Source organism: Paenimyroides aestuarii (assembly GCF_024628805.1).
In the GTDB taxonomy this organism is placed as follows: Bacteria; Bacteroidota; Bacteroidia; order Flavobacteriales; family Flavobacteriaceae; genus Flavobacterium; species Flavobacterium aestuarii_A.
Genome location: NZ_CP102382.1, coordinates 2,499,849 through 2,512,934, shown reverse-complemented (window position 1 = coordinate 2,512,934; position 13,086 = coordinate 2,499,849). Strand labels below are relative to the sequence as shown.

General features: G+C 32.7%; 14 protein-coding genes. 7 read left to right on the top strand and 7 right to left on the bottom strand.

Annotated elements, in window-relative coordinates; all coding sequences use genetic code 11:
- Positions 1–45: 45 nt before the first annotated feature.
- Genes uvrB through NPX36_RS12155 form a run of 5 tightly spaced genes read left to right on the top strand, consistent with a single transcriptional unit; the run spans position 46 to position 4,573 of the window.
- Positions 46–2,040, top strand: a complete 1,995-nt coding sequence (uvrB, locus tag NPX36_RS12175) for an excinuclease ABC subunit UvrB (protein WP_257498990.1) — start codon at positions 46–48, stop codon at positions 2,038–2,040.
- Positions 2,041–2,081: 41 nt separating this feature from the next.
- Positions 2,082–2,582 (top strand): hypothetical protein, encoded by a 501-nt coding sequence (locus NPX36_RS12170; protein ID WP_257498989.1) that lies wholly within the window; start codon positions 2,082–2,084, stop codon positions 2,580–2,582.
- Between the two features lie 7 nt (positions 2,583–2,589).
- Positions 2,590–3,342 carry an LVIVD repeat-containing protein gene (locus tag NPX36_RS12165; protein WP_257498988.1) on the top strand — a complete coding sequence of 251 codons (753 nt, stop codon included), beginning with the start codon at positions 2,590–2,592 and terminating at the stop codon, positions 3,340–3,342.
- A gap of 52 nt (positions 3,343–3,394) precedes the next feature.
- A complete protein-coding gene (locus NPX36_RS12160; protein WP_257498987.1) occupies positions 3,395–3,859 on the top strand; it encodes a DUF1456 family protein in 465 nt (154 codons plus the stop codon).
- 27 nt (positions 3,860–3,886) lie between these two features.
- Complete coding sequence (locus NPX36_RS12155) at positions 3,887–4,573, top strand: hypothetical protein (RefSeq protein ID WP_257498986.1); 687 nt, start codon at positions 3,887–3,889, stop codon at positions 4,571–4,573.
- Between the two features lie 4 nt (positions 4,574–4,577).
- Here NPX36_RS12155 and NPX36_RS12150 read toward each other — a convergent pair whose 3' ends face one another.
- The 6 genes from NPX36_RS12150 to NPX36_RS12125 form a co-directional block, all read right to left on the bottom strand.
- A complete protein-coding gene (locus tag NPX36_RS12150; RefSeq protein WP_257498985.1) occupies positions 4,578–5,144 on the bottom strand; it encodes an anthranilate synthase component II in 567 nt (188 codons plus the stop codon).
- 14 nt (positions 5,145–5,158) lie between these two features.
- Positions 5,159–6,574, bottom strand: a complete 1,416-nt coding sequence (locus tag NPX36_RS12145; protein WP_257498984.1) for an alkaline phosphatase — start codon at positions 6,572–6,574, stop codon at positions 5,159–5,161.
- An 80-nt stretch (positions 6,575–6,654) separates the two neighbouring features.
- Positions 6,655–7,863, bottom strand: a complete 1,209-nt coding sequence (gene lysA / locus NPX36_RS12140; RefSeq protein WP_257498983.1) for a diaminopimelate decarboxylase — start codon at positions 7,861–7,863, stop codon at positions 6,655–6,657.
- A gap of 165 nt (positions 7,864–8,028) precedes the next feature.
- On the bottom strand, positions 8,029–8,766 hold the full coding sequence (locus NPX36_RS12135; RefSeq protein ID WP_257498981.1) for a LytR/AlgR family response regulator transcription factor: 738 nt from the start codon (positions 8,764–8,766) through the stop codon (positions 8,029–8,031).
- Positions 8,767–8,769: 3 nt separating this feature from the next.
- Entirely contained in the window at positions 8,770–9,066 is a 297-nt protein-coding gene (locus NPX36_RS12130; RefSeq protein ID WP_257498980.1) for a 2TM domain-containing protein, read from the bottom strand.
- Between the two features lies 1 nt (position 9,067).
- Complete coding sequence (locus NPX36_RS12125) at positions 9,068–10,366, bottom strand: histidine kinase (protein WP_257498979.1); 1,299 nt, start codon at positions 10,364–10,366, stop codon at positions 9,068–9,070.
- Positions 10,367–10,551: 185 nt separating this feature from the next.
- On the opposite strand from NPX36_RS12125, the gene NPX36_RS12120 reads away from it, so the two are divergent.
- Positions 10,552–11,097, top strand: coding sequence for a plasmid pRiA4b ORF-3 family protein (locus NPX36_RS12120; protein WP_257498978.1), 546 nt, complete (start codon positions 10,552–10,554; stop codon positions 11,095–11,097).
- Positions 11,098–11,200: 103 nt separating this feature from the next.
- The gene (locus NPX36_RS12115; protein ID WP_257498977.1) at positions 11,201–12,259 is read left to right on the top strand and encodes a nucleoid-associated protein; all 1,059 of its coding nucleotides are present in this window, start codon (positions 11,201–11,203) and stop codon (positions 12,257–12,259) included.
- Positions 12,260–12,346: 87 nt separating this feature from the next.
- Here the strand turns inward: NPX36_RS12115 and NPX36_RS12110 are convergent, their stop codons facing one another.
- Positions 12,347–13,012, bottom strand: a complete 666-nt coding sequence (locus NPX36_RS12110; RefSeq protein WP_257498976.1) for a hypothetical protein — start codon at positions 13,010–13,012, stop codon at positions 12,347–12,349.
- Positions 13,013–13,086: the final 74 nt, after the last annotated feature.

Below are 13,086 nucleotides of genomic sequence, written 5' to 3'. Positions count from 1 at the left end.
TCTCTTTTTTTTATTCCTATATTTGTAAAAAAAGAAAACTAAACTATGAAATTCCACGTAGTATCCGATTATAAACCCATGGGCGACCAGCCGCAAGCTATAAAAAGTCTTTCAGAAGGTATTTTAAATAATGAACCTTACCAAACGCTTTTAGGTGTTACGGGTTCAGGAAAAACTTTTACGGTAGCAAATGTGATTCAAGAAGTACAAAAGCCCACTTTGGTATTAGCGCATAACAAAACATTGGCTGCTCAATTGTATTCAGAGTTTAAACAATTCTTTCCAAATAACGCAGTTGAATATTTTGTATCGTACTACGACTATTATCAACCCGAAGCTTATTTGCCAGTTACGGGAACCTATATTGAAAAAGACTTATCAATCAATGAAGATTTAGAGAAAATGAGGCTTAGTACCACTTCTTCCCTCCTTTCTGGTCGAAGAGATGTGTTGGTCGTAGCTTCTGTATCGTGTTTGTATGGTATCGGAAATCCAACTGAATTTCAAAAAAATGTAGTTACTATTGAACAAGATCAAATTATTTCGCGTACGAAGTTCTTACAACAATTGGTGCAATCGCTTTATTCACGAACCGAAGCAGAGTTTTCTCATGGTACGTTTAGGATAAAAGGAGATACTGTTGAAGTATATCCAAGTTATGCAGATGACCCCTTCCGTATCCATTTTTTTGGTGATGAAATCGAAGCAATTGAGTCTTTTGATAGCAAAACATCAAAAGTGATTGAAAAATACCAATTGCTTAGTATTTACCCAGCTAATATGTTTGTTACTTCTCCAGACGTTCTTCAAAATGCCATTTGGCAAATCCAACAAGACATGGTTAAACAAGTGGAGTATTTTAAATCAATCGGAAAACATTTAGAAGCCAAGCGGTTAGAAGAACGCACCAATTTTGATTTAGAAATGATACGTGAGTTAGGTTATTGCTCGGGAATTGAAAACTATTCGCGCTATTTAGATGGTCGCGAGCCTGGAACACGTCCATTTTGTTTAATTGATTATTTTCCCAAAGATTATTTAATGGTGATTGATGAAAGCCACGTTACGGTTTCGCAGGTACATGCCATGTATGGCGGCGACCGATCAAGAAAAGAAAATTTGGTAGAATATGGTTTTCGCTTGCCTGCAGCAATGGACAACAGACCGTTAAAATTTGAAGAGTTTGAGGCATTGCAGAATCAAGTACTATACGTTTCGGCTACCCCAGCAGATTACGAATTACAAAAATCGGAAGGTATTTATGTGGAACAAGTCATTCGCCCTACTGGTTTGTTAGATCCGATTATTGAAGTGCGTCCTAGTCAAAATCAAATCGATGATTTAGTTGAAGAGATTCATCAACGGGTGGATTTAGACGAACGTGTTTTAGTTACTACACTCACCAAGCGAATGGCTGAAGAATTAGCCAAGCATTTCACGAAGATAGGGATTCGTTGCCGTTACATTCATTCCGATGTTGATACTTTGGAACGAATTGAAATTATGCAAGACCTTCGAAAAGGCTTATTTGATGTGCTTATTGGTGTGAATCTTTTGCGCGAAGGACTCGATTTGCCTGAAGTTTCATTAGTGGCTATTCTAGATGCAGATAAGGAAGGATTTCTTCGAAGCAACCGATCACTTACGCAAACTGTGGGGCGTGCCGCACGAAATATTAATGGTAAAGCGATTATGTATGCCGATAAAATCACCGATAGTATGAAGCGAACAATCGATGAAACGACTTACAGAAGAAGTAAGCAAATGGCATTTAACGAAAAACATGGTTTAAAACCAAAAGCGTTGAACAAAAAAATTGAGAAATCACTCGCAGATCAATTCAAAACCTACGAACAGCAAACCGAATTAAAAACAGTAGCAGAGGAAGAAACAGCATACTACTCTACAAAAGATATTGATAAGGCAATTAAGGACAAGCGCAAAGAAATGGAAAAGGCAGCAAAAAATTTAGATTTTATTCAAGCTGCTAAACTAAGAGATGAAATACAAAATTTAACAAATAAAAAATCAAATATGTAAAATTATTTTATATTTTTAACCAAAATTACAACTTATAAACAATGAAAAACTTAAAAAAATATCGGTTTATTTTTTCTTTTCTAGCGATGTTGTTGTTGCAAAGTTGCTGGTACACGAGCGGAGTGGACGATTTTCCTGAACCACGATATTCACAATACACGCCTATTACCTTATCGCGTGCACAATTAGAAGGTTCGATAGGTATGAGTGAGCCAAGGGCCATGATAAAAGCGGGAAAAATTTATGTAAAAGATTCCTTTATATTTATTACTGATGAAAATAAAGGTTTTCATATTTATGATAATTCCAACCCGAATGCGCCGCAGTTAACCGGTTTTTTGTATGCGCCTGGTGCAACTGATATGGCTATAAAAAACAACACGATTTACATCAATCAAGCGGTAGATTTAGTAGCAATTAGCTTCAATAATAACGAAGTTACTGTTCACAAGCGAATTCAGAATGCTTTTCCGCAAAAACTAAGTCCAGATGGTTGGCAACATCAAGTGGGCGAAAATGAAATTATTGTTGATTGGAAATAAGTTAGCTATGAAGAAAATTTTAAAATTTAGTTGGGTTCTTGCTACCTGTTTTGCTCTGTCATTTTGTAGTAGCGATGGTTCAGATGGTGCCAATGCTCCAACTTCTGAGGGTGTTGGAAAAGGTGGATCAATGGCTGTTTTTGCCATCAAAGGCAACTATTTATATACCGTAGATTATCAAACATTACACGTTTTTCAGATTAGCGATACAAATAATCCTGTGAAAGTGAATGATGTGGTGATTGGTAGAGATATAGAAACCATTTATTCATTAGAAAACCTAATGTTTATGGGTTCTAGAAATGGGATGTTTATATATGATGTATCTAATCCAGAAAACCCAAAATATTTGTCGCAAGCAGAACATTTTACAGCCTGTGACCCCGTTGTAGCGAATGAAACACACGCATTTGTAACCTTGCATTCAAACACTGGATGCGGAAATAATTTGAATACTTTGATGGTTTATGAAATTGCCGATTTAAAAAATCCTTTGCTTATACATCAGCGTAATTTAACATATCCTCGTGGCTTGGCCTTATATGAGAAGTATTTGATTATTTGTGATGATGAATTGAAAATTTTTGATACCACAGATCCTGCAGAGCCTGTTTTGGTGAAATCGGTAAATTATAAATTTAAAGACATTGTGATTTATAATGACATTCTCTATGCGTTTGGTGAGCAAAAAGTGACCCAATTCAAGTGGAACACCAATGATTTTCTAAGCCTTGCCCCTATTAGCGATATTACTTATTAAGCTTTCTTTTTAGAAAGCTTTTTTCTTGTATCTTTGATAAAATTTAAGAACAATGACAAATAATGATATTTTAAAAAAATTGCGTGTAGCCTTGCAACTTCGAGATGACCAAATTGTTGAAATTTTAGAGTTGGTTGATTTTCGTGTTTCAAAAGGTGAAATTGGCAATTTTTTTAGAACTGAAGATCATCCCAAATATGTGGAATGTAAAGATCAAATTTTGCGAAATTTTTTGAATGGTTTGGTAATTTATTTGCGAGGAACTAAAGAAAATCCTAAAAATCCGAAAGAAGTTTTGGCAGGAATTTCCGCTTCAAAAATAGCATTAACAGATACGCAAAAGGTTGATGGTAAACCAAAAGCTACTTCTAATACAAAAAATGCTTCTACTGCAAAGCCTGCTTTTAAAAGTAAAAAAAATGTAGCACCCAAAAAAACAATGCCTTCTACAAAAAAAGATGTTTTAGGAAATGTGAAGTTTAATAATGGAAAACCTAAGAAGAAAAACGATCAATAGGTCGATTTATTTTTTAATTATATGTAAATGAAGCAAATAAAAAAATATTTTACTATTTGGGGAGTTCCTATTATAGCTTACCTAATTCCATTATTTCTATTTTATCTAGCTATTTCTATAAAAAGTGATATCTTGGTTGAATTATCAATTGCTTTATTTTTTCTAAATTTAATTGGAACTTTTATAGCTGCAATTGCACAAATTACGGTTAAAAAATGGTACTATATTTTATCACAAGTATTAATTTCGATAGTTTTATACTTTTTATTCTCTACTTATATTGCAATATATAATCCTGACTTTTACGGAGCTTACAAAACTATTCCTAAAGACATTCAAATCTATGAACCCATTTCTAAAGAATTATCCAATTTGACTTTGATTGAAAATGATTTAATATTGCAACAGTCGCATCAACCAGGAATCTATAATTATTATACAACATTTAATCCTAAAGAAGCAGGCACACTTTACATAAAAGCATTTGAAATTACATCTAATGATCGACTTTCCGAGGAAAGAATTAATATGTCATCTTCAATAAATATTGAAAAAATTGAAAGTAAAATCTATTCAGGGGAATTTACTATTTATGAAGGATCATGGGGTGATAAATACGGTGCAAGAATAGAGTTATGGTTTAAAGTTAAAGATAACAATGTTCAATATAAAATCACTGAAAAAAATTATATTGTTGAAGGCTGGATGCGATAAGTTTTTAATTAAAAACCCAATTTTTAATCATCAGCTTTCCTTGTGGAGTTAAAACCGATTCCGGATGAAATTGAACACCACAAATATCATATTCTTTGTGTTTTAGCGCCATTATATGTCCTGATTCATTAATTGCAGTAACTAAAAGGTGATTTGTAACAGTTGCCGGGTTTACTACCCACGAATGATAATGTCCTATAAAAATATCGTTTGTCAAATCATTCCATAAAAAATCGTCTTCAATGATTTGAAGTTTGGTTGCTATTCCGTGCAGCGGTTGGTTAAGATTTAAAAGTTCGCAACCAAAATATTCGGCAATTGCCTGATGCCCTAAACAAACACCCAAAATACTTTTTTTGTCTTTATAAAAATCAATTACATCTAACAAAAGACCAGCTTCTTTAGGGATTCCCGGACCAGGCGACAACACAATTTTATCAAAATCTTGCAATTGTTCTAAGTAGAAATCATCGTTTAAAAAAACAGATACCTCTACTCCATTAAAACTTTCCAAGTAGTGAATAATATTGTGTACAAACGAGTCGTAATTGTTGATTACTGCAATTTTCATTCAGCAAAAATACACTAAAATTTGTTTTCTACTTCGGCAGCATCTAACAATAAATAGTGCATATCGGTATTTTTCATAAAGGGTTTGTGTAAATGATTTCCCGGACCAAACATGGCTACTTCTACATAGTCTGCGGAATGATCCATTGAAATCCATCCCACGGAATTGTATTTTTTTTGAATTTCGGCTAAAGCCTTAAAAGGCAAATGTTTGTAATTGTACAAACCGTCGTCGCCTTTTTTTAAACCATTGTAGTAAGATGCTATGTTTTTCGTTTCTTCGTCGGTCAACTCTACATTTATGCAACTTTTAACAAATTCTTTGATTTGACTTTCAGACTGATTGTTTTTAATATTGTTTAAAAGATATTCGTTTGTAAACTTGTAATTTGCTAAGCTATCAAAATGATCGTTGGCATATTTACCATAAATCATTCCCGGATTGGCATTTCCGTGATCAGTAGTAATTACAACCAATGTATTTTGATCTTGTTCGGCAAATTTTATTGCAACTGCAATTGCTTCATCAAATTGTAATTGCTCGTGAATCAATGCTGAAACATCGTTAGCATGTGCTGCCCAATCTACTTTTCCAGATTCAACTTGCAATACAAATCCTTCTTTATGATCTTTCATTTGATTGATTGCCACTTCGGTCATTTCAGCCAATGTAGGAATTGTATTTGTTAATTCAGCAGATTGTTTGCGATCTATTTCATAAGGAAGTGCATCCAAATCAAAAATGCCCAACAATTTTTTAGAAAGATGCGCCTGTTTTAAATCGTTTTTTGATTTTGCCACCACATAATTGTGCTGTTCAAAAGCGGCATACATATCTTTTTTATCTGTGCGATGTGCCGCATCGAAATATTTTTGTCCGCCCCCCATTAACACATCATATCCCAATCGCAAATATTCTTCTGCAATTGCAGCTTGATCGTTTCTACTTTTCATTGCAACTGTAAAGCCTGCTGGTGTTGCATGGGTGATAGGAACTGTTGTAACACAACCTGCTTTTTTGCCTTTTGCTTTGAACTTTTGCCAAATGGGTCTATTTTCTTCACCAGAAGCATTCATGTTCAATGCACCGTTTTTTACACGAACACCACCGCCCCACGAAGAACTTGCTGCTGCAGAATCGGTAACAATTGACGATGCTGAGGCCATATCCATTATTCCGCGAGAAACCTTGTTTTCTGTATATAATTGTAACCAATTTGTAGATCTGCCTAGAATACGGTTGGAATATAAGTTAGCAAGATTAAGCGTTCCCGAACTCATTCCATCGCTAACCATAAAAATGATGTTTTTTGCTTTTTTGTTGGTTGAATTTAATAATGTATTGCTATTTTCTGCAAAAGTATCAATTGGATTTATTAAAGTTGATCCTACTACCAAACTTCCTAACTTAAAAAAACTTCTTCTTTTCATGGTTGTAAAAAATTTATACAAAAATAGGCAAACGAACCGTTTGCCTAAAGTATCTGTGTTAAATATTTGTTATTTGAGCTTTAATCGAAATCTACTGCAACCTGATTGTGCAATAAATCGGCCATGGTTTCGTGCTTTCTAATTAAATGCGTTGTATCGTTATAAACTAAAACTTCGGCAGGTTTAAAACGAGAGTTATAATTCGATGTCATTGAGAAACAATAAGCACCTGCATTGTGAAAACACAAAATATCTCCTTCACTTATTTCAGCAATTTTACGGTTGCTTGCAAAAGTATCGGTTTCACAAATGTATCCCACTACCGAATAAAAACGCTCTTTACCATTATTGTTAGAAATATTGGTGATATGATGGTATGCGTTATATAACATGGGGCGGATTAAATGATTAAAACCAGAATCTACACCAGCAAATACGGTAGATGTTGTTTGTTTCACCACATTTACTTTTGCAAGAAAATACCCCGCCTGTGAAACCAAAAATTTACCCGGCTCAAAGACCAAGGTTAAATCTTTGCCATATTCTTTACAGAATTCATTGAAGCGAAGTGTTAATTTTTCCCCTAATTCTTCAATGTCTGTTTCCAAATCTCCTTCTTTATAAGGTACTTTAAATCCGCTTCCAAAATCAATAAAATCAAGGTTTTTGAATTGTTTAGCGGTATTAAATAAAATTTCAGATGCGTATAGAAACACTTCGATATCTAAAATATCAGAGCCTGTGTGCATGTGAATTCCATTGACTTTCATTTTGGTATTTTCGATAATTCTTAAAATGTGCGGTGTTTGATGCACCGAAATCCCGAATTTACTATCGATATGTCCTACCGAAATATTACTGTTTCCACCAGCCATCACATGCGGATTGATGCGAATACATACCGGAATATTTGGATGTTTAGCACCAAACTGTTCTAAAATCGAAAGATTGTCTATATTGATATGCACCCCTAATTTTACTGCTTCTTCAATTTCTTCCAAAGAAACACCATTTGGCGTAAACATGATGTCATCTGCAGAAAAACCTGCTTCTAAGCCTAATAAAACCTCTTGTATAGATACGGTGTCTAACCCACTGCCCTTCTTCTTCAACAACTTTAAAACGGAAATGTTTGTTAATGCCTTCGCCGCATAATTTATTTTTAGCTTTTTAACCTGTTTAAACGCATCTTGTAAACGTTGAAACTGTGACTCAATTTTGTTGCCGTCATACACATACACAGGGCAACCATATTGCTGTGCAGTGTTTAATAATAAATTTGTATCCATTTTTTAAAATTGTTGTTGAAGATGCAAATTTAAAATTATTAGCCAAAATGGGAGGATTTTTTATTAATATTCTTTAAAAATTAATGCTAAATGTATTTTATTTGAATTATTGTTAATCAATTAGTACCTCACCTCTCTTAAAAACTGAATATTTTTCTTTAAAATCTATCGATTAATCCATTCTTTAAAAGCCTGTACGCGTTCTCTGCTCACAATGATTTCTTCATCTTTATAGGTTTGCAGGCTAATTTTTAATCGAGAATTGCTGTAAACACTTATGTCTTTAATGGCTTTTAATGCAATGATGTATTGGCGATTCACTCGAAAAAATGCAGATGGATCTGTTTCTTTTTCAATTGCTTCTAAACTTTCATCTATTGGAAACGACCTGCCTTGGTTCGTGGCTAAAAAACTACTTTTAAAAGCGCTGTAAAAGCATTCAATATCTGTGGTATCAACAATTTTTAAACTGTTGCCTGTTTTTACAATATACCTTTTTTTATACTCAGTTGGGTAAAAATTCTTTAATACATCAGTAGTAAAGGTTGTTTTTTCATGCCAAGCTCTAAATTTTTCTAAAGCAGCTTGTAGCTCTTTTTCATCAATTGGTTTCAGCAAATAATCAATACTGTTTAGTTTAAAGGCTTTTAACGCATATTCATCATAAGCAGTTGTAAAAATTATGGCACTAGCTATGGAAACATGATCAAAAATTTCAAACGAAATACCGTCTTCCAATTGAATATCAACCAAAACCAAATCGGGGTGTGTACTATTTGCAAACCACTCCACACTTTCGGCGACCGATGCCAAAACAGCCACCACCGAGCAATTCATTTGCTCAAGCCGGCGTTTTAATAAACGAGCTGCTGGTTTCTCATCTTCAATAATAACAACGTTCATCTGTTATTTTTTTTTAAAAGCATTTCGTTCTTCCTCCATGTATTGCTTTATCTTGCGGTTTTCCCAATCTTTGTTTAAAAATGGAATTAAATTAAAAACGCCTACTGCATGCGAGAACAAGCCTATTCCCCACCCGATTAAAGGAAATATAAACCAATAACCGCTATTTGGAGTCAGCAAATTTAAAATAATTAACACCGTGTTTACGCTTATATATGAAATGCAATGTATATAAAAGCCTTTTACTTCTTTCACGCGTTTTTTAGCTTTTAAAAGCTCTAGTTGACTATAATTTTCCATTTTATTTATTTTTTAGTTGTTTTTGTATCATTTTTTGTTCCCACTTGTTGAAAATGTTTAATGCTTTCACACCGTTTATCATCAATGCAATGAGCATGAAAAAGGCAATCACAACCCACCAATCGTTGGCAGGATATGCCCATTTATTCAGTGCGAAGAATGTTGGAATTGTAACAATTGTGAGGAATAGTGATTGATAAAACTCTTTGAGTTTTTGCATTCTGCTGTAAGCGTTCTCAAAAAGTGTTTCGGTGATGTTATCTTGTTGAAAATTAAATAAAGAATCACTTGTTATTAAAGGTAATTTTACTTTATAAAGATCATTTGTTTGCATTATTTCTACATTTATGTTTGACACTAATTCATAACGATAGATAATATTTGACAAGCCAATACCGCTCGATTTTTCAAAAGTTTGTTTTTTTTGTAAAGAATTTTGGATAACCAGATAGTTTTCTTCTTGATAAATTTCGATTAAGAGCGGTTTTTTATCTGAAATACTATTATGTTTTATGGCATTTTCTAGCAAAAGTTGCAAGCTTAATGGTACAATTTTGTAATCAAAAACAGATTCGTCAATCAAAAAATTGACAGAAATTCCATTTTCAAATCGCATTTTTAATAAAGAAATATAAAGTTTTGCAAAATTCAATTCTTCTTCAACCGATATTAAGTTTTTATCTTTTTGATCCAATACATAACGATAAATTTTTGATAAAGCCACAGTAAACTCCTGTGCTTTTAAAGGATTTTCCTCGATTAAAGAGCTTAGAACATTCAACGAATTAAACAAAAAATGCGGATCCAACTGATTTTTAAGTGTTTCAAACGAAGCCGTTGCTTTTACAGCGATATCCTTTTGCTGGGTAACTTCAATTTTATCTTTCCTGCGAATTAACAAAACTACATATACCGTTGTTGAAATCGTCATTGAAAACCACAATGTAAAAGTAGAGTTCTGCAATACAAAGTGAAAAGCTTCATTAATAGAACTGCCAACAATCAGAATGTTTCCTAGAAATTCTAACAATAAAACAACCATTGCAGTGAGAATATTCACTAAAATTCCTCCTACCAATACATTTGGAATATTTTTTTCTCGTTTCAAATAATAATCTGAAAGCACTAACGTATTAGCTAAGTAAATTGCAAATGTATTTGTAAAGACAACAACAAATTGTTTTAAAAAGCCCAATCCATTGTATTTTTGAACATATTCAAAATTAATTGCCAATACAATAACATAACATATTAGTAATATTATCGAAAATTGTTTTAAGTGACGTTCAAAATTTTTCATAATTAATTTGTTTAATTATACCTCAAAAGTAGCACAGCATTTTTTGGAAAAAAACTAAAAGTCGCTGAACTGTTGATTTTAGCTACCGAACCGTAAATTTCATCATCATAAGCAAAAAAAAGAACTTTTAAAAACTATGAAAACCTAATTAAAATAGTAAATTTGCTATTAAATATTTAAGACACATGGTTTACAAATTTCGCGTTATTTTAGATGCTGAAGATGATGTTTTAAGAGACATCGCCATTAAAGATACAGATACTTTAGAAGATTTACACAACACCATCATCAATGCGTTTGGCTTTGACGGCACCGAAGGCGGATCGTTTTTCTTGTGCGATGACAACTGGCAACAAGAAGATGAAATTCCGCTGTTTGATATGGGCGATGTGCCTGGTGAACAAAAAACGATGGCCGATTTTAAATTGAACGATTTGTTGTACGAAGACCAAACCAAAATCCTTTATATCTATGATCCATTTGTAAATTGGACATTTTTTGTGGAATTGGCTGCGATTGAAAGCGAAGATGATTCTGATGAAAAAGAATTGCCTGCATTGCTTTTTGCACACGGAGTTTTGCCTGAAGACGCGCCTGTAAAAACGTTTGGTGATCCCATTTCTAAAGATGACATTTATGGGGATTTTGATGACGATTACGACGATGAAGATTTTGATATGTTTGATGGTGATGACAGTTTTGAAGATTTTGGTTACGACGACAGTTATTAACTAAACACTTTAAATAAATACACCCTACTGATTAATAAACAATAAATTAAAGAAAACTGAAAGGTTTTCTTTTTTTACCTAATAAAAATACACAAACCCTATTATGATTAATTTATTTAATACCCACATTGAATCGTTATCTATTCACCGTGTGGGAAATAAAAGCCGTGCCGAAGCAATATTTTTATCGGAAAACACCTTCAACGTAAACGATGAAATCACGCCGCTTTTAAAAGAATATTTTTTCAAACCTTTTCGTGAAAAAGAAGAAAACTATTACCAATTTGCACACGATGTGGATTTAGATTACAACGAAATGTACAATTTTGCTAACGAAATTTTTGCAAATCCAAGCAATGTACACGAGGTTTCTAAAAAAATCACCAAACATTTATACGAGCAATCAAATCATCCACATATTAAAAACGGGGAAGTTTATGTGACGTATTTAACGCATATCACCATTGATAATAATCCGGTAGATGCAATTGGTATTTTTAAAAGCGAGTTAAAATCTGATTTTTTACAGTTTGAAGAAAACAACAGCAACCTCGAAATGGTGCTTCAACAAGGAATTAATCTGAATAAATTAGACAAAGGCTGTATCATTTTTAATTATAAAAAAGAAGAAGGCTATAAAATTTTGACTATTGACAGTAACCGTTATGACGCGCGTTATTGGTTAGAACATTTTTTATCAGTTGATGCCTTTCAGGATGAAAACTTTATGACCAAAAAGTATTTGAAATTTGTTCAGGATTTTGCGAAAGATGTGGTTTTACCTGCCGAAGATAAAAAAGAAGAAGTGATGTTTATGAACCGTTCTGTGAATTATTTTGCAAAAAATGACGAATTTGAAGAGCAAAATTTCATAAACGATGTAATCGACAATCCCGATTTGCAAACAGAATTCAAGAACTACAAAACCGATCGCGCGGAAAAATACAGCATTGAAGATGTATCGAACTTCCCAATTGCAAACAATGCTGTTTCGGATGTTCGCAAAAAAATTAAAAACGTTATTAATTTAGATACCAACGTACAAATTAAGTTAGATTTTATTAACCCCGAATCTGCCGAAAAATTCATTGAAAAAGGTTGGGACGAAGAAAAACAAATGTATTACTACTTGGTTTATTTCAATAAAGAACAGAAAGTGTAATTGCAAACCTTTTTTGTCATTATGAATGTAACGGAGTGAAATGAAGAATCTATAAAATAACGATACTTTATAAATAACGAAAGCTTCCTATTTTGGAAGCTTTTTATTTCTGTAAAACATTGATAAAATTGTAATTACGAAAAATATGATGTAAGCACTATATATAATTTTGTTTTGATTGAATTGAGTTTTAAAACTATTTATGAATAAACTAAACTTATTATTTTCTGTTTCATCTACCCCTCCGAAATACCCACCTGAACATTGGTAAAATATTAAATCTTCGTAAGCAATTTCTGATTCTTGAGCATTTGGATCCCAATCTCTTCCTACAAAATACATGGTATTGTAATCCAAAATATAAAGTTCAGCTTCGCGTTCATTAAAAATATTTAATACTTCAATAAATTCGTTATAAGTTGAACCTTTATCAAAATGAATTTTTAATCCGTAAATAGTATCTTTAGTTTGAATAACCTCATTCACGAATTGGTCGATATATTTAAAAGTATTTTTTGAATTAATATCATTACTCAAATGAACTTCTTTGTAAATCCGCTGTTCAAATTCATTCTGACCATAATTTACATGTTCAAAATTTTTAGTCATTCGTTCAAACTCTGCAAAATCATTATAAATAAAGTCAACGGATCTTAATTGAGTAAAATAATCGTACTTATTCATATACCAAATCCCTAAAATTGGCAGAAGAATAATAGAATAAATTCCGGGTATGTAGTATATCTTTTTCACAAATTGAAAGATACAAAAGAGGCTGTCCAAAAAGTTTGGGCAGCCCTTTTTTTGTTGTGTTTTCTCTAAAAAAT